The sequence below is a fragment of the Ferruginibacter sp. SUN002 genome (assembly GCF_050611725.1).
GTDB lineage: Bacteria > Bacteroidota > Bacteroidia > Chitinophagales > Chitinophagaceae > Ferruginibacter.
Window position 1 is genome coordinate 1816050 of record NZ_JBODJB010000001.1, and the last position, 17873, is coordinate 1833922.

At 35.4% G+C, this 17873-nt stretch carries 21 protein-coding genes; 10 read left to right on the top strand and 11 right to left on the bottom strand.

Features of this window, described 5'->3' with window-relative positions:
• Window positions 1-1501: 1501 nt before the first annotated feature.
• The 4 genes from ACQ33O_RS08150 (at window position 1502) to ACQ33O_RS08165 (ending at window position 5264) form a co-directional block, all read left to right on the top strand.
• Window positions 1502-2167, top strand: coding sequence for a response regulator (locus tag ACQ33O_RS08150; RefSeq protein ID WP_430995077.1), 666 nt, complete (start codon window positions 1502-1504; stop codon window positions 2165-2167).
• A gap of 169 nt (window positions 2168-2336) precedes the next feature.
• Complete coding sequence (locus ACQ33O_RS08155; RefSeq protein WP_430995078.1) at window positions 2337-3014, top strand: response regulator; 678 nt, start codon at window positions 2337-2339, stop codon at window positions 3012-3014.
• Between the two features lie 51 nt (window positions 3015-3065).
• Window positions 3066-3920, top strand: a complete 855-nt coding sequence (locus ACQ33O_RS08160) for an aminotransferase class IV (RefSeq protein ID WP_430995079.1) — start codon at window positions 3066-3068, stop codon at window positions 3918-3920.
• 21 nt (window positions 3921-3941) lie between these two features.
• Window positions 3942-5264, top strand: a complete 1323-nt coding sequence (locus ACQ33O_RS08165; protein WP_430995080.1) for a cryptochrome/photolyase family protein — start codon at window positions 3942-3944, stop codon at window positions 5262-5264.
• Here the strand turns inward: ACQ33O_RS08165 and ACQ33O_RS08170 are convergent.
• From ACQ33O_RS08170 to mqnB, 3 genes are read right to left on the bottom strand one after another with little or no spacing between them, the layout of a single operon-like run.
• A complete protein-coding gene (locus ACQ33O_RS08170) occupies window positions 5257-6018 on the bottom strand; it encodes a hypothetical protein (RefSeq protein WP_430995081.1) in 762 nt (253 codons plus the stop codon). The genes ACQ33O_RS08165 and ACQ33O_RS08170 overlap by 8 nt on opposite strands.
• 9 nt (window positions 6019-6027) lie before the next feature.
• Window positions 6028-6867, bottom strand: coding sequence for a 1,4-dihydroxy-6-naphthoate synthase (locus ACQ33O_RS08175; protein WP_430995082.1), 840 nt, complete (start codon window positions 6865-6867; stop codon window positions 6028-6030).
• Window positions 6864-7484, bottom strand: coding sequence for a futalosine hydrolase (gene mqnB / locus ACQ33O_RS08180; RefSeq protein ID WP_430995083.1), 621 nt, complete (start codon window positions 7482-7484; stop codon window positions 6864-6866). The genes ACQ33O_RS08175 and mqnB overlap by 4 nt, the downstream gene beginning before the upstream one ends.
• Window positions 7485-7568: 84 nt before the next feature.
• Here mqnB and ACQ33O_RS08185 point away from each other — a divergent pair, with 84 nt between their 5' ends.
• The 3 genes from ACQ33O_RS08185 to fabD are packed head-to-tail and all read left to right on the top strand — an operon-like array spanning window position 7569 to window position 9540.
• The gene (locus ACQ33O_RS08185) at window positions 7569-7982 is read left to right on the top strand and encodes a 6-pyruvoyl trahydropterin synthase family protein (protein WP_430995084.1); all 414 of its coding nucleotides are present in this window, start codon (window positions 7569-7571) and stop codon (window positions 7980-7982) included.
• Between the two features lie 35 nt (window positions 7983-8017).
• Window positions 8018-8614: a GTP cyclohydrolase I FolE gene (gene folE / locus ACQ33O_RS08190; protein WP_430995085.1), complete on the top strand. Its 597-nt coding sequence runs from the start codon at window positions 8018-8020 to the stop codon at window positions 8612-8614.
• 35 nt (window positions 8615-8649) lie between these two features.
• A complete protein-coding gene (gene fabD, locus ACQ33O_RS08195) occupies window positions 8650-9540 on the top strand; it encodes an ACP S-malonyltransferase (RefSeq protein ID WP_430995086.1) in 891 nt (296 codons plus the stop codon).
• Window positions 9541-9543: 3 nt separating this feature from the next.
• Here fabD and ACQ33O_RS08200 read toward each other — a convergent pair whose 3' ends face one another.
• From ACQ33O_RS08200 to ACQ33O_RS08210, 3 genes are all read right to left on the bottom strand, one after another.
• The gene (locus tag ACQ33O_RS08200) at window positions 9544-9936 is read right to left on the bottom strand and encodes a DUF2752 domain-containing protein (RefSeq protein WP_430995087.1); all 393 of its coding nucleotides are present in this window, start codon (window positions 9934-9936) and stop codon (window positions 9544-9546) included.
• Between the two features lie 10 nt (window positions 9937-9946).
• Window positions 9947-10333, bottom strand: a complete 387-nt coding sequence (locus ACQ33O_RS08205; protein ID WP_430995088.1) for a DUF4190 domain-containing protein — start codon at window positions 10331-10333, stop codon at window positions 9947-9949.
• Between the two features lie 129 nt (window positions 10334-10462).
• Entirely contained in the window at window positions 10463-10900 is a 438-nt protein-coding gene (locus ACQ33O_RS08210; RefSeq protein ID WP_430995089.1) for a VOC family protein, read from the bottom strand.
• Window positions 10901-10988: 88 nt separating this feature from the next.
• Between ACQ33O_RS08210 and ACQ33O_RS08215 the strand changes: the two genes are divergently transcribed.
• Window positions 10989-11657 (top strand): DNRLRE domain-containing protein, encoded by a 669-nt coding sequence (locus ACQ33O_RS08215; RefSeq protein ID WP_430995090.1) that lies wholly within the window; start codon window positions 10989-10991, stop codon window positions 11655-11657.
• A 62-nt stretch (window positions 11658-11719) separates the two neighbouring features.
• Here ACQ33O_RS08215 and ACQ33O_RS08220 read toward each other — a convergent pair whose 3' ends face one another.
• The 3 genes from ACQ33O_RS08220 to ACQ33O_RS08230 form a co-directional block, all read right to left on the bottom strand.
• Window positions 11720-12616, bottom strand: a complete 897-nt coding sequence (locus ACQ33O_RS08220) for an SIMPL domain-containing protein (protein ID WP_430995091.1) — start codon at window positions 12614-12616, stop codon at window positions 11720-11722.
• A gap of 236 nt (window positions 12617-12852) precedes the next feature.
• Complete coding sequence (locus tag ACQ33O_RS08225; RefSeq protein WP_430995092.1) at window positions 12853-13299, bottom strand: hypothetical protein; 447 nt, start codon at window positions 13297-13299, stop codon at window positions 12853-12855.
• Between the two features lie 278 nt (window positions 13300-13577).
• The gene (locus ACQ33O_RS08230) at window positions 13578-14225 is read right to left on the bottom strand and encodes a hypothetical protein (protein ID WP_430995093.1); all 648 of its coding nucleotides are present in this window, start codon (window positions 14223-14225) and stop codon (window positions 13578-13580) included.
• 17 nt (window positions 14226-14242) lie between these two features.
• On the opposite strand from ACQ33O_RS08230, the gene ACQ33O_RS08235 reads away from it, so the two are divergent.
• Window positions 14243-14563, top strand: a complete 321-nt coding sequence (locus ACQ33O_RS08235) for a hypothetical protein (protein ID WP_430995094.1) — start codon at window positions 14243-14245, stop codon at window positions 14561-14563.
• Window positions 14564-14632: 69 nt separating this feature from the next.
• Entirely contained in the window at window positions 14633-16135 is a 1503-nt protein-coding gene (locus tag ACQ33O_RS08240) for a rhomboid family intramembrane serine protease (RefSeq protein ID WP_430995095.1), read from the top strand.
• A gap of 65 nt (window positions 16136-16200) precedes the next feature.
• Here the strand turns inward: ACQ33O_RS08240 and mdh are convergent, their stop codons facing one another.
• Window positions 16201-17130 (bottom strand): malate dehydrogenase, encoded by a 930-nt coding sequence (gene mdh / locus ACQ33O_RS08245; protein WP_430995096.1) that lies wholly within the window; start codon window positions 17128-17130, stop codon window positions 16201-16203.
• Window positions 17131-17197: 67 nt separating this feature from the next.
• Window positions 17198-17689 (bottom strand): peroxiredoxin family protein, encoded by a 492-nt coding sequence (locus ACQ33O_RS08250; protein ID WP_430995097.1) that lies wholly within the window; start codon window positions 17687-17689, stop codon window positions 17198-17200.
• Window positions 17690-17873: the final 184 nt, after the last annotated feature.

Sequence of the window (17873 nt, forward strand, 5' to 3'; positions counted from 1 at the left end):
TTACCGAGCCATAAATAATATGATACCATATTTTAAAGTCGTTGTTCTGAATTGAATTTTTTGAATATAAAAAGAGAAAAAAGTTGCCAGAAAAATAGATCAAAAATGCAATCGATATCCAAAATACGGGCAATTGATATATTGGAGTTGAAAGGTCTGTCTTCATTTTTTCATAGAACACATAAACGATTACAAAAAGAAATGTAATGCATTCAATCAATTGCGGTAAAAAGCTTAAATACATTTTGTCGCTGCTCATATAGTCATAAGCGCTAAAAATCATAAAAAGCACTATTAGCCCCAGCAGTAAGTGGTTAATTTGCTTTTTCTGAATGATAAGCGTAAAAAAATAAGCTAATAAGGAGTATTCAACAACTATAAATGTTCTATATAATCCGTAGTAAAGGGGGTAAGAATCTATTACTTCAAGCGCCGTCAGGCAAAGAATTAAGAAAAGCGCAAGGAAAAAGGTAAATAAAAAAAAGACCCTCATATCTTTTGTATTTAATCTCTTACGAAGAAAAATACAAAAGATAAGAGGGGTTGCCTCAGAAACGTAAGTAATATTTTCAAGTAGTTTAAGGATAATAAGTTGTTTAGTGTAAAAATAAACAACAGTTCCTCAAATACAAAAAATATTAATTAGTCGTTTGCTAGGTAAGTCACTTCAACGATGTCTCTAGCTGCTCCGTGTCCCATAGTTAATAATTTTTTTTGGTTTTTAAGAATGAGTTTCAGATGTAAACTTCCACAGAAACTCCTACTTAGGCAATGGTCATTTTATGATTTTACCTGCCAAAAAATCAATATAAGTCAAGCTGAATGAGGCTTTTGTTCAAAAATACTCGTAAAAGCCCTATCGAATTTGAAGTAAATATACAGCTTAAAATAGTAAAATTACTATTGAGTGTAACTTTTTTTACTAAGTAATTATACGATAAGTTAATAACTTGTGTAAATCTATCGAGAAGGGTTTTTGGAGTAAATGCCTTTTGGGGTTTGCCAACTTAAAAGAAATTTCTTTTAAGTTGGCGAGGTTTTCAGGTTGTTTCTTAGGTTAAGGTTTACCTTAACAAATTAGGATTTTATAAAGCGGGGACTGTCTCGTTTTTTGTATAAAACACTTTACAGTACTGTGTTTTATGAATTTTTTAGAAAAAAATAAAGTCTATCTTAATAAAGGAACTTCACTTGCTTTCTTATATAAAGTTACCTTTCAATAAGCTTGTAATCAACAGTACATTTTCTCAATTTTTTCAACCATTAATTTACTAACAGGTTAGTTTGAAACGCAAAAGCTGAGGATGTTTTATAGGAAAACTACTATCGTAGTTTTACGATAATTTATACCTCAGCAGGCACTTGGGAAGCCTCTGATGGTAAAGTTTTGCGGTAATAACCCAATAATCACGATAAAATACACTAATTTAACAGTAGTTTTGTAACCTAAATCTTATAAATCTTATTCGAATAACTAACCAATCAAAAACCTGCAAATTCAATGTCAACCGAAAACTTAATTAAAATTGCGATTGCTGACGATCACAAAATTTTCCGTGATGGAATTAAAATGGCACTATCCGGTAAAAACGACCTCAAAATGCTTTGGGAAGCAGAAGATGGCAAGGATATGATGCACAAGATCGAAATTAAGAAACCAGATGTGCTTTTAATGGATATCAGAATGCCCGAGATAGATGGCATTAACGCAATAGAATTGATACGAAAAGCCTATGAAGACCTTAAGATCATTGTTCTTACCATGTACGACGATCAACAAATGATCAGCAAGATGATGGAAATGGGAGCCAATGCCTACCTTACAAAAACTACCGATCCCGAAGAAATCTACGAGGCTATTCTTACTTGCATGAATGACGATTTCTATTTCAACGAATTGGTGAACAAGGCAATAATGGGAAAATTGCTTCAGAAGAAAAATGTACGTCAGCACTACGGAACTACAACAACAGTCAACTTCAACGAAAAGGAAATTAAAATTCTACAATTGTTGGCACAGGATAAAACAACAGAAGAAATATCGAAGACCATCTTTCTTAGCCCGAGAACAATTGAAACCATACGGCAGAATATGAAAACAAAGGTGAATGCCAAGACGATCGGTGGTTTGATCATGTATGGAATGCGCAATAAACTGATTGAATAATAGGTATTTAGCATTCTACTTAGAAAGGACACACGTTATTTTGCTTCTTTCATAGTATAATTCCCATAAAAAAGAACAGGTAATTCTGCTATTCGTTAGGTCAGAAAATTGTCTCATCTTGCATGAGTAAAAGTGATTTTACCTTTTTCTAACCGTTAAGAATACGATTATGTCAACAAATACAGAACCTATAAAAGTAATTATCGCTGACGATCATGTATTGTACAGAGCAGGTGTAAAAACTGCGTTGAGTGCAACAAAAGATATTAAGATAATTGCCGAAGCAGATAATGGTATGCACCTGTTAAATCTGCTTAAGAATATTCAACCCGATGTTATATTGCTTGATATTCAGATGCCGATCATGGATGGTATTGCTACCTTGCCGGAGATAAAAAAGAACTGGCCCGATATTAAAGTTATCATGCTTACTATGGTAATAGACCATAGTATGATCACTAAGTTGATGGAGCTAGGCGCAAACAGTTATCTGAGCAAAACAAGCGATAGTGAAATAATTTATGAGGCAATAAAAACCTGTTTTGAACAGGAGTATTATTTCAATTCCTTAACCAATAAGGCTTTACTTGTTAATCTTAAACAAAAAAATGAAACCGTACCGCAGAAAATGATGCAGGATGATGTGAAGTTGAATGACAAAGAGATTACCATATTAAAACTAATGTGCGATGAGAAAAGTACAAAGGAAATAGCAGAAGCAGTAGATCTTAGCCCACGTACAGTAGAAGCGATGAGAGATAAGCTTAAAGTAAAAACAGGAGCAAAAAACACGGCAGGCCTTATAATGTATGCCGTAAAACATAAATTAATAGGAGAAGAATTGTAAAATATTTAAAACCCTGATAAACAAGCAAACGGAATATTTTACATTTGCCCATTGATATTATCGATGGGCAATTTTTTTAACTATAACGGAAAGGTATTTGACGAAGGCAGTTTTGTTATCGGTCCAGATAACAGAGCTTTGCGTTATGGTGATGGTTTGTTTGAAACATTCAAAATAATCAATAACAGGATTTTATTCTCAGATGACCACTTTGCCCGATTATGGAAAGGATTGAAATTGCTGCAATTTGAAGTACCCAAACATTTTACCCCCGAAAATTTAGAAACGGAAATATTGGCACTGGCGAATAAAAACAAACACACTCATATAGTAAGGGTCAGGTTAAATGTATTTAGAGGTAATGGTGGTGTAAACGATGCAGAAAATCATACTCCAAATTATATTATACAAACATGGGAGTTGCAGGAAAATAATGGCGCATTAAATAGTAATGGATTGATCGCAGGTATCTATACTGAGGTACAAAAAAATTGTGATAGCATTAGTAGCATTAAGCATAATAATTATCTGCCATCGATACTTGCATCGCTGAAGGCGAAGCAGTTTAAATGGAACGACGCAATCATTCTAAATAATTTTGGCAGAATTTGTGAGACTACCATCGCAAATATTTTTATCATCAAGGATGATAAGATTTTTACCCCTTCAGTAAACGAAGGTTGTATAAATGGCATTATGAGAAATCATCTCATAAAAGAATTGAAAAGAAATGATTGGGAGGTAGAGGAGAAGTCAATAACAAAAGATGAATTATTGCAGGCCGATGAAATCTTTATTACCAACTCCATTTATAATATGCGTTGGATAAAACAGGTAGATGATAACATATTTCACTGCACAAATATCTCCAAAATATATGCAGCTCTTTCTTCAACCTTTTCATAGAAACTTTGTTCTTACGCTTATATGCAAACAATTAATGTATGTTGGTTTCGGAGAGATTTGCGGTTAAATGATAACGCCGCACTCTATCATGCTCTTAGAGATGGGCTTCCCGTACTGCCCCTTTTTATCTTCGATAAAAATATTTTGAACAAGCTTGAAGACAAAAGTGATAAAAGAATAGCTTTTATTCATGCTGCATTGCTCGAAATGCAGGAGCAGCTTGTCAAATTGGGCTCTACGCTTGAAATATTTCACTCAACACCCGTTGAAGCATTTAAGACTTTGCTCAAAAAATATACCATCAATAAAGTTTTTACCAATCACGACTATGAATTGTATGCGAAAGAAAGAGATGAAGATATATCCTTGCTTTTAAAAGAAAATGGAACCGCTTTTCACTCGTTTAAAGACCAGGTTATTTTTGAAAAAGACGAAGTGCTGAAAGATGATGGTAGTCCGTACACTGTATTTACACCATACAGTAAGAAATGGAAAGCAAAATTGAAAGAGTTTTATTTCAGGTCATATCCCGTAGAAAAATATTTTAATAATTTATATAGACAATCTCCGGTTGATATTCCTTCAATGAATGAAATTGGTTTTGCAACATCTTCAACAACAATATTTCCTTCAAAAGAATTAGATGAAGAGCTAGTTAAAAAGTATTCTGCTCAAAGAGATTTTCCGGGCATAGCAGGTACATCAAAACTTGGAGTGCACTTGCGGTTTGGTACCGTTAGCATCAGACAAATTGTAGCGCAGGCGATCACTTTGAATGAAACATATTTAAATGAATTGATATGGAGGGAATTTTATCAAATGATACTATGGCATTTTCCAAAAGTTTCAATGGGTAAGGCGTTTAAGTCAGACTATGATACAATAGAGTGGAAGAGGGATGAAGGCGAATTTATTAAATGGTGTGAGGGGCAAACCGGTTATCCGATTGTTGATGCAGGTATGAGGGAATTGAATGCGACCGGGTTTATGCATAATCGTGTACGCATGATAGTGGCCTCATTCTTAAGTAAACATTTGTTATTAGACTGGCGTCTTGGGGAAGCGTATTTTGCACAAAAACTTTTAGATTTTGATTTTGCAGCCAATAATGGTGGCTGGCAATGGGCAGCAGGTTGTGGTTGCGATGCTGCACCGTACTTTCGTGTGTTCAACCCGTATTTGCAAACACAAAAATTCGATCCGCAATTAACCTACATAAAAAAATGGGTGCCTGAGTTTCAGGAATTCAACTATCCTAAACCTATTGTTGAACATGAGTTTGCAAGAAAACGAGCACTGGAGGTTTATGGAAGTGCATTAAAAAAAGATGCCGGTATTACTTGAGTTTTCTGAAATACGATTTCGTAAAAACCGGGTCAAGTTTATGATAAAAATCGATCAGTAAGTTTACTTTTTTTCTTATCCTTGGATAAGTATCTACTATATTCCAAAAGCCTTCATCGGGTTTAAAGATATTTTGCGCCAAAGTATTAAGGTCGTTTTCCATTGCTGATAAAGCATATTTTGTAAGAATGCCCCGCCTGCATAAAGCTGTATCAATGTCTTGCGATGATTCTCCGTTGGCAATAGCACCTACACCACCTTGCTCATCAGTGTAAACGATACCGGGAGCATTAGCCGCATTCCACGCTGCAGTATCTAATTTCGAAATATAATTACGCATCAAAATACTCGAAAATTCATGATGAAAAGTTTGTTCGATATAAGTATTGGTGAAACCATAACTAATGCCGTCATTGGTAATATATAAGTTGGTAATTGAATTGGTACCGCCGAAACTTACATTGTAAAATGACATGTCTTTGAGAAAATATACATGACGCAAATTGTTCGTTAATAATGAGATTGGGTATTTATTTAATGCTTCGATCATGCTCTGTTTCGATCTGGGAATTTCTTCTACAGAAATTTCAGTACCGGTGGCATTGATTTCTTTTTCACGCCAAAATGCTGGGAAAATATTGCTATCGTATTTAAATTGAATAGGAATACCCGATATAGTTGTATCACTATATTGAGCTGTTAATGAAGTACAGCTTCCAAAAATAAGGCTGAGGGAGAACAAAAAAGTTTTCATGCAACTAAATTACAATTGGTTGCCCAAATAAAAATGTTCAGTTGAAAGAGTTTGCTCAGGATGTAATTGGTTGTAAACAGACAATAGTTTTTTTATAGCGGCAATCCCTTCTGTTCCTAAATTAATAGAATATTTATTTACATATAGATCTATATGCTTTCGCATAACTGTTTCACTCATTTCTTGAGAGTGTTTGCGTATATAATCATTTAGTTCAGGATACTTCGTATAGGCGTATTCGATACTTTTTCTGATAAGGCTATCTATTTTGTGTTTGATAGTGTCATCTATTTTTTTATCGATTACTATCCCACCAAGTGGAATGGAGTTGCCGGTTTGCTGCTCCCAGAGATCTCCAAGGTCAATTATTTTTTTCAACCCTTTATCTTCGTATGTAAAGCGATTTTCATGAATGATCACTCCCAAGCCTTTATTCTCTAAAACAAAATTTTCTATTTGATCATATCTTAAAAAAATCTTGTTCCCGGCTTTGGGATATGCCAATGAGAACAATAGATGTGCGGTAGTATTTTCTCCGGGAATAGCGATGACATGATCTTCTACATTGTTAATTCTTAATTCTTCATTTGTAATTAATAATGGTCCAACACCTTTGCCTAATGCACTACCGCTATTGAGTAATAAATATCTGTCTAACACCAAAGGTAAAACGCCGTAGCTGAGTTTAGTAACGTCTAATCTTCCGTCAATGGCCCATTGGTTAAGTGTTTGCACATCTTCCAGCTTAACATCAAATTCTAATCCATCAGTATCTATCTTGTTATTTACCAATGCGTCAAAAATGAATGTATCGTTGGGGCAAGGAGAAAATCCTAAACTTAACTTCATGATAGTTCTTTTATCAGTAATTCAATTTCAGTACTCAATGAGGAGATCGCATCTGCCATTTTCCATTTACTTTTATCTCTTTCTCCAACATAATTACTAATGCTTCTAATTTGTACAAACGGAATGTTCTCCTGCAAACAAACATAATGAAAAGCTGCACCTTCCATTGTTTCAATTTCAGGGTTATATGTTTGTAGGAGTTGTTGTTTTTGCAAAACACTATCGCTAACCTTATTAATGGTAACAGCCTTTACTAATTCCAATTCCGAATTCTTTAAAAGGTCATTATTATTATAAAGCCAGCCATTTTTATAGGGGAGAGTGTTTTTATCTTCAAGGCCTGCTTCAAAAATTGTATTAAATAGTCCTTTTTCTTCTGTTCCCAGATCTCCAAAACAGTCCTGTTTAACTAATACGGTTTGACCTAAATTAAATTCATTGGAAAATGCCCCGGCAATGCCTGCCTGTATTACAAACTTATACGAATTTTGTTGCAGCTTTTTTTGTAAATGATAGATAGTGGCCGGTATTCCAACTCCGGTAATCAGTGTTTCTACATTTACCGAACGTTTGAATGCTAATTCATGGGTTGTAGCGGCAATTACTAAGATATTCATGCTGTAAAAATGAACCTTTTTTAATTAATTCCTGTTATTTAACCTTTAAAGGTTAAATGTTACCTTTGCAAAAATAAAACTGCAATGGTATATTTAACAAGGGTAGAACATTTTAATGCGGCCCACAAACTATGGAACCCCGATTGGACGGCAGAGAAAAATAAAGAAATTTTCGGAAAATGTGCAAACGAGAACTGGCATGGGCATAATTATGAGATTCATGTGACAATCAAGGGTGAAATGCAAAAGGAAACCGGGTTTATATTTAATGCAAAGCGACTAAGTATTATCATAAAAGAATATGTGTGCGATAAGATCGATCACAGAAATCTTAATATTGATGTTGAATTCATGCAAGGTCAGTTTAGTACAGCAGAGAACCTAACAGTCAATATCTGGAAACAATTGCAACCGGTTTTGAAAGCAGAAGGTGTGGAATTGCATTGTGTTAAATTGATGGAAACACCTAGGATATATGTAGAATATTATGGAGGCTAATTCATCACTCATAATTTATAATTCATAACTCAAAAATGGCTTACAAAAAAACCGAGCAATACGACGAAAAAGCTACGCTGGATCTGTCTGCTAATTATAAATCGATCATTCAGTCGTTAGGCGAAGATGTAGACAGAGAAGGGCTTTTAAAAACACCGGAACGTATTGCTAAAGCAATGCAATTCATGACCCAGGGATACCAGCAAGATGCTGTTGCTATTTTAAATTCAGCCAAATTTCATGAAGAAGTAAGTGAAATGGTGATCGTTAAGGATATTGAGATATACAGTATGTGCGAACATCATATGTTGCCATTTATCGGCAAAGCCCATGTTGCGTATATTCCTAATGGTTATATAACAGGTTTGAGTAAAATTGCCCGTGTGGTAGATGTTTTTGCAAGAAGATTGCAAGTGCAGGAACGACTTACAACACAAATATTGCACGCTATTGATGATGCCTTGAATCCACATGGAGTGGCTGTTGTAATTGAAGCACAGCATTTATGTATGATGATGAGGGGGGTTCAAAAACAAAATTCGCTTACAACTACTTCTGCTTTCAGCGGAGAGTTTGAAAAAAATACTACCCGTAGCGAATTCATGAAACTGGTTACAGCCAGATTGAGCTAATTTTTTTATACTTAACATAAACGATACACTTACCAATGAAACATGCTTTTATTTTTCCGGGACAAGGTTCTCAGTTTTCCGGTATGGGGAAAAATTTATACGATTCAAATACACTTGCCAACGAATTATTTGAGCAGGCCAATGAAATCTTAGGTTTCAGAATTTCTGATATCATGTTTTCAGGAACTGATGAAGAACTAAAGCAAACAAATGTTACACAACCGGCAGTTTTCTTACATTCAGTTATAGCATATAAAACTATTGCTGATGCAAAACCGGATATGGTTGCCGGGCATTCGCTTGGTGAGTTCAGTGCATTGGTAGCCAACAATACATTGAGTTTTGAAGATGCATTGCGTTTAGTAGCAGTGAGAGCTAAAGCAATGCAAAGAGCTTGTGAGATCAATCCATCTACCATGGCAGCTGTATTGGCTTTGGCAGATGATAAAGTGGAAGAAATTTGTACTGCTGTGCAAAACGAAACAGGAGAAGTAGTTGTAGCAGCAAATTACAATTGCCCCGGACAGTTAGTGATCAGCGGATCTTTAAAAGGAATTGAAATAGCTTGTGAACGTATGAAAGCAGCCGGGGCAAAAAGAGCATTGGTATTACCGGTAGGGGGGGCTTTTCACTCTCCGTTGATGTTGCCTGCACAGGAAGAATTGTCTGCAGCAATTGAAGCTACCCAATTCAATACACCATCTTGCCCCGTATATCAAAATGTGATTGCAGCTGCGGTAACTAGTCCGGATGAAATAAAGAAAAACCTGATCATACAACTAACAGGGGCGGTTAGGTGGACACAAACTGTTCAAAACATGATTGCTGATGGGGCTACTCGTTTTACAGAAGTTGGTCCTGGTAAAGTGTTACAAGGTCTGGTACAAAAGGTAAATAAAGAAATGGCGGTAGATGGAGTGAATTGATCACTACTTGAAAATATCAGTTATCAGCGGGAAAAAGCAGATAACAAATACAATGATCGATGAGATAATATCCAACGTATTACAATATGTTGGATATTTTTTTTGTCGTATAAATAAAATGATTAATACTAATCTGCCAATAAGCTGTAGTACAAAAAAAGCAAATAGCTGTAACGATAGGCCATTGAGTTGAGTAGCTTCTTTTATATTCCCGATTAAAAGGTGATGGAAAGATCTTGTTAGTCCACAGGTAGGGCAATCTAAGCCTGTGGCTTGCCTGTAAACACAATTTACAGCATGATTGCTGTACGCAAAAAAGCCGGCATAAAATAATAGTAATATTATTATGCCGGCCCAAATGCAATTGAATAAAAAATAAATACGATTATTATTCAATTGCTATTAATTATTTGATTGAATCCAATTCTTTCATTGTAGAATCCAATGCTTTTATTGAATTTTTGAGATCGTTCATTTTGCTGCTGTCTTTTAAAATGCTATCTACTTCTTTAACAGCACCTTTAAGTTTGCTATATTGGAAATATGCAACAGCAGTGCCAAGAACAGATAAAACAATTCCGGCAATTACCATGCCTTTAGCACCGTTTACCTTATTAGCCATTACAAAGCCAATAACGCCTAAAACAATTCCCAAAATACCCGGGAATATTGCATACATACCCAGACAAGGGATAAAAGAAAAAAGAAAAGCAACAATACCTAGTATCAAACTGATGATACCAAAAGTTTTGTAAGTAGTTGATTGCGGTTGTGCATTTTGTTGTTGTTCCATGTTTTGTTGTTAAGTGGTTATTTAAAATGCAATGCTATATAAAAAGATGCATAAAATCAAATTCAAATAAAAGTAAAATGGGGATAACCTTTTTTTGATATCGCCATTAAATAATTATGTTATAATTTTTTATTGTCCGTTACAATTGAACATCCATTGTACACCAAATTTATCTGTACAACTTCCATAATATGCGCCCCAAAATGCATCTGCCAATTCCATTGTTATTTTACCTCCGGCAGATAGGGCATCAAATAATTTTTTAGTTTCTGCTCTTGTATCCGGTTCAAGATTGATGTGGACATTATTGCCAATATTAACATTGAAACCAAATGATTCGGGAGCATCGGTACCCATTAATACATGTCCGCCAACAATAGGCAGTTCTATGTGCATGATCAGATCTTTATCTGCTTCGGATATGCTAGGCATCCCTTCTTGTGGCGGAATATCTTTAAAACGGGCAACCCCCATGCCGCCAAATTCCCCACCAAAAACAGATCTGTAAAAATTAAATGCTTCTTCTGTATTACGAGGGAAATTCAAATACGTTGAAACTCTTGCCATGGTAATTATTTTAGATATCAAATATAATTTACCTTTTTTGGTAGTGAATATATTCTCTTTAATTAATTTTATTGCATTAAACCAATTTATGAGAATAAGATTAAGTTTCGCTGTTATTGCTTTTTCTATAATCACCGTTAGTGCAACTACTAGAGAAGGCTGCAATCAAAATAAAATTAAAACCATCGTGTTGAGAGATCAGGCAGATGTAATAGATGCACATCTTGATTATAATGAAGGAACGCCATCAACATTTGATGCTAATACCGGCGAGGCAAATGAATTGCCCATCTTTTCATGGACGGTTTATGGATTCCCTGTTACAGGCAGGGCTTTGATCAGATTTTCGTTGAAGTCGATCCCTAAAAAAAGTGAGATATTGTCTGCAAAGCTTTCCTTGTATGGCTATCCCGAAAACTTTCAATCATTTGCAATGCCGCAAGGGAATAAAGGAGATAACATTGTAGTACTGCAAAGAGTTATTGATGAGTGGAAAGAAAATACAGTAACATGGAATAACCAGCCAAGAGTAACAAGAGAAGGAGAGATCGCTTTACCAATATCTACATCGCAATGGAATTATAATGTGATCAATTTTGATGTTACAAGTTTGATCAAAGATATGCGGACCACCGAAAACTACGGGTTTAGTTTAAGGCTTCAAACAGAGCAAACTTATCGTTCTATTGGTTTTTTAAGCAGCGAATACAGTGATGTTACAAAACGACCAAGCCTGGAGATTACTTACAAAAAATAATTTTAAAATGGTACAGAAATGCCACGCACTTATAATGGTTGCATTTCTGTACCTAATGGCACCTATTTTTGAATGTCGTATTTAAGTTGTATGGTTAAAGCAACCTGAATAGTTGGTTCTAAAATAACAGGATTGATTACCTTGTCAAATCCGGAGTAATTAATTTCATCGTAGTAATATGTTTGAAATTTATGTAAACGCTTTGTTTCATTATCTCTTAGCCAGTAATAATTTTCATAATAGTTTTGTGTAAATGCTTTATAACTTTTGTAGAGATCAGAGGGGTAGTAGCTTGCAAAGTTCTCTCCGTAAATTTGAGCGGCAGGCTTTAGTTTCATATCTGTTAGGTTGACATACATTTGTTTCTTTTTCTTAATGACTTCTGTTGCGGATAAAAAAAGTTCATCATAAACTTTTGAAATATCATTGATGATATAGTCAACTTTTACCAGATCGAAAATACTGTCTTGCGACGCAACAGTAAGCATTTGTTCAATTTGCTCCGGCTTTGAATATTTGATGAGCACATTTTTGCTCAACTCAAAACCTTTCATGTATTCTTCATAACTGTTGCCGAGTTTTTTAAAATCGTATACTTTGTATTGTGTTAAAAGATCGGTGTATATATCCTCGTTTTTAATGCCGAGCTTTTTTAGGTTGTTGATGAAGTTTTTAATTCTCTCATTGATTGAAGTATTTGCTCCGGTAACAGTTGTTGCTTCCTGACTGAGCCCGAACACAGCAACATAAGCATCCGCTTTTACATTTTTTACAACTTTGGCTTCAACTAAAAAGGAGCTGTCGTTTAGGTACAGTTTGTTAAACTTGTTTTGATAATTAAGCTCTCTGCTGTTGTAATTATTGTTGTTGTATTCCGAGAATACATGATTGCCGCTTATTTGTCCAAATACAATTAGACCAAGATTGAGAAGCAGAATAGTGAATGTTATTTTTTTCATTTTGTTGGTTTTAGAACACAAACCTATTCCGAAATGAAAATGAAGAAATGATTGAGTTGGTGAGATGGAGGGATGACTTGGTGGGGTCTATGTTTTAGGTACTCCTGAATGATAGGTTCTTTTTGATCCATTTTTGGTTGTTTTTTAGACAACTTATTTCAGGACGAGACGCAATTAGCTGAAATTAGTTTATCCAGCCACGCTTGCCCAAAACCGTTTGTTGGTCGCAGTTAAAGTTAACTTTTGAAATTAGTCGCAATGCATTCCCAAAATTTGTCATGACAATTTAAATCTGATGATTCAATGCTTATTCTAAAATATTTTACTCTGAAATAGTCGGGGTCTTTAATGCATCCAATATCAATAGAGGAATCTGAATTTAAATTGTAATTGTCGTGCGGTTCACATTCATTGATTTCTGCTGTTGAATTTAAGCATGTCACGCAACTTTTTATTTTCTGTAGAATGTTAAACAAGTCTGTCCATGAGTCCAGTTTAGCGGCAATTTCTAAATAGCTTTCTCCGCCTAAATTCAAACTGTCAGGACTTGGTTCAAATTTTTTTGAATACAGAGTCTGGTAAGCAGGATATTTATTGATATGAATGATTGTCTCCTTAATTCCAGTATCTATGTCCCAGAAGTTTGAGTTAGTTAGGCTAAGCAGTTTTTCAAAGTCAGACATGTAAGTTATCTTCTTTTCGTCTGTCAGGTATAGGTCAGAATTGTTCATGTGATTTTACTGCTAGAATTAATTGCCACCAACGAGCAGGGCTTTATGCAGGTTGGGAATTAGAATCCCGTCTGCCCGGGCCGCTGCTGATTGAAAATATTTGTTGAAGTTAAGAACTAATGATCTGCGATGTTTGTCCAGCCCGAACTGAAGACCGGCTTTGCAGTTGGCTGAAGTTAAGTTTGTCAAGCCCAACTTGCTTAAAACCCCATGTTATGGGCAGTGTGAGTTCAGTTTCTTTGCTTCATATAACCTACCTGAATATCTCCAGCAGTTCCAAATGGTGAATCAAAATCAATCTTAATCATTAGGCTTCGATTTCCTCCTCCGGCTAACTTTATAGAATGATATTTAAGCAAACTTTTAATTTTTTCCAACCATTCTCTAAATTGCTGGCATATTGAATAATCCTTTGCAATAGCAAATGGATTTTGTGGATGAAGGTATTCGCTACAAAGACTGTGAATATTCATTAAATCATCTTTACTTAAAGCCGCTTTTTCAAAATGTATATATCCTGCTGCATCTGAACGATCTGGAATTTTTGTTTTTTCAGTCTTTAATGCTATCGGATAATAATCAGGGTTTACATGTTGAATTGTTTTTAAAATTTCATGAATATTCCACATCCCTGCTAAGTCATGAAGTGTCTTATAGTAATATCCCTCATGTGATGACAGATTCGCAAGTAATAGCGATTCTACAATCATTCGAAAGTTGAGGCAAATAAATTCTATATCAGATTTTGGATAGCGATCCTTGATTAAGTCATGGATGTATAGCCAACGAGTTTTGATTTCATCCATACACTCAAGATAGCGTTGCATTTCTGGCTTGAAATCTTCAGCTTCTTTTAGGAATATATCTTTTTGATCCATAATCAAAATACCTTTTAATGCAGAATGCCTGTCGAGCATTGCCCATAACTCTCAAATATACGCACATCCTTGCACCAAAAAGAGCTAATTTTCAATCAAAAATGGTGCAAGAAATAAAATTGAGATTGGTAAATGAAAAATTAAATATTGGCTTGGTAAATTGGAAACAGGTTTATATACTTAATCCTACTGTTAATGAATTAATCCCTGAAACAGATAGAGGTCGTTTGGTTTATAGAGTAAGAGGGTCTAGTAGACGAATTAGTTATGCCAAAATAAAAAAAGGGTTAAAAAGAAAAGACCTTCGTATATCTGTCGATGTGCCTAATTGGTTTTAATTGCTACTGAATTCAACAATTAAAACTTGCACATTCCTTAAAAACAATGCACCTTAGCAAAAAAACAGTATGCCAAAGCAAGAGCAAACCATAACCGTTAGTGATACTGATAAAGAAACAATATTAGCGATCAGTTATCAGGCTATTAAAAATCTAGGTTGGACGGTGCATTATGCCGGGGAGGAAAAACTTTCGGCAGGTACCATCAAAAAATGGAATAACTACCCTCAATTGATACTGATTGAAAGTAATGGTACAACCTTAACCGTTAGTAGTGAAATGGTACACGGCGAGTCATTCGATATCGGCGGAAAGAATAAAAAGAATATTGCGGCGTTCTTAGCTGCTTTTGAAGCCGCCAAAAATACAACCGGTGCTGCAACAATTCAGGAGAATATTGCTGCTATCAATGAGTTGAGAGGGTTAACGGTAAAAGTAGCCGAGGAAGAAGAAGCCAATGCTGCTGAAATTGATAAAGCCATGAATTTATCGGGAAGCAATTTGTACGTTACCTATACTATCATAGCTATTAATATTTTGATATTTATTTTGATGGCGGTAAATGGTGCCGGCATTTTTGAAGCTGATAGTTTAGTGCATGTTGCTTGGGGAAGTAATTTTACTCCGCTTACCTTAAGTGGTGATTGGTGGCGTTTACTAACCAATACTTTTTTGCATTTCGGGGTCATCCATTTATTGATGAATATGTATAGTTTGTATTCTATCGGTATTTATTTAGAGCCCATGCTGGGCAAAGCAAAATATATAACTGCTTATTTGTGTACAGGTGTGCTTGCAAGCGTGGTTAGTGTCTGGTGGCATAAGGAAGGTGTAAATAGTGCCGGAGCATCAGGCGCAATTTTTGGTATGTACGGATTGTTTTTGGCGTTGCTTACTACCAATCTTATTCCTTCATCTGTTAGAAAAGCGTTGTTGCAAAGTATTGGTATTTTCATTGTTTACAATCTAGCTTATGGAATGAAAGGTGGTGTAGATAATGCGGCACATATTGGCGGTTTAATTAGCGGTTTTATTGTGGGTTATATTTATGCATACGGAATAAAAAAAGAAAGGGGTGAGCAACAACAGGAATTAAATTGGATAATGCCATTGGTGATAATACTTACTCTTGGAATAAGTTATCAATTCTTACAAATGCATAAAGTTTCGGCAAAAGATAGGAGTGCAGAAGAGGCTTTTATTTCAGATTCAAAGTATGCAGATCATGAAAAATTTAATCAAGTGTTGATTGAATTGACAGAAAAGGAAGAGCTTGCAATTAATCCATTGGCAGATACAACTATAACGAATGGCGAATTGAAGAATACGATCAATACTGTTTGTTATCCTGCCTGGGATGCCATTGATTTACGACTTAAAGCAACAAAGAATTATAAAATATCGCCTTCAATGCATAAAAAAGCCGATAAACTGCTGGAATATGTTGGGTATCGAAAAGAAGAACTTGGAATTCGACTAAAAATGATTGAAGACGGACAAACTGAAGAACTATTACAGGAATTAGATAGCGTAATACTGAAGATCAATAAAGTGGTAGGTGAACTTCAATAATTGAGCTCAAAATAAAAAGCCCCCAATGATCATCGGGGGCTTTTCATTTATATAAAGAAAGTGAATTACAATGTCTTCAAAACATCATTCATGTTTCTTACAGCATCTGCGCTTTTGTTGAAAGCAGCTTGTTCTGCATCGTTCAATTTAAAGTCAAGAATTTTTTCCCAACCGTTTTTACCGATAATAACGGGAACGCCTAAGCAAATATCTTTTTGTCCGTATTCGCCATCCAATGCAACACATGCAGTGAATAATTTTTTCTCGTCACGTACAATTGCTTCAACCATTGCAGCACCTGCAGCTCCCGGCGCATACCATGCAGATGTACCAATTAAAGCTGTTAGGGTAGCACCACCAACCATTGTATCTTTTACAATTTTTTCTTGTTGCTCAGCAGATAAGAATTCTGTAACAGGTACACTGTTCCAGGTAGCTTTGCTGATCAAAGGTATCATTGTAGTATCACCATGTCCGCCAACAACCACTGCATTTAAATCAGCAGGGCTGCAACCTAAAGTTGTACTTAATTGATAACGGAAACGAGCACTGTCTAATGCACCACCCATACCAATGATCTTGTGTTTAGACAAACCTGTAGATTGCAATGCCAAGTAAGTCATTGTATCCATAGGATTACTGATAACTATGATGATCGTATTTGGAGAAAATTTTAAAATGTTTTCTGCAACCGATTTTACGATTCCTGCATTTACGCCGATCAATTCTTCTCTTGTCATCCCCGGTTTACGAGGTAAGCCAGAAGTAATAACAACAACATCACTGTTTGCAGTTTTGCTGTAATCATTTGTGCTGCCAACAATTTTGGTGTCAAAGCCAAGTAATGCAGCTGTCTGCATCATGTCTTGCGCCTTACCTTCGGCCACACCTTCTTTAATATCTAATAAAACAAGTTCTGTACACAATTCTTTACGGGCAATATTATCGGCACATGTTGCACCTACTGCTCCGGCACCTACTACGGTTACTTTCATGGTAAAAATTATTTATTTGATTGAAGAATTAATTTGCGGTGCAAAGGTAATTGTTTACTGTATTAGATTATAAAGCTTCAGCAATTTTTTCTACGGGAACGCTGCCATCAAAAGCTTTTACAAATTTTCCTTTCTTATTATAAAGGAAAAGCCCGGGGTAGTTCCTTATGTTATAGAAGCTGCCAATCAACCATACAGGATCTCTGCCAACAGTGATGTTCGGGTATTTGGCCAATTCGTATTTATTGTAAAACTCGAGGATATAGTTGTAACTAATGGGAGAGATCATTACTATCTGTACTTTTTTGAAAAGATCGATATGTTTCAATAGCTCTTTGGTTTCATGCTGACAATGATCACAATCCGGACTGAATGCCATGATCAGAACCGGCCTTTTCTTCTTCAGGTCGGCCTTGGTAAATTTTGTACTATCAGGTACTTTTATGATCGAGAACGGCACCACGGTAGGGAATTTCAAGTATAGGAGCGATGTATCTGTTTGAGCAGCAGCAATCTTACCAATTGTAAAGAGTATAATAAAGAGCAGGACTTTTTTCATTTGATAAAAGTAAGCGATTGGGATTTTAATTGATTGTTAATACTTAATTGAATGAATCAGGATTTTGCGAATTAATGGATCTTCCGGATTAGATCATTAAAAATCAAAAGGGTGCTCATAATTCCTATCGATAAAATCCTGTTCATCTTCTACTCCTCAAAATCCTGATTCTGACAATTGATTA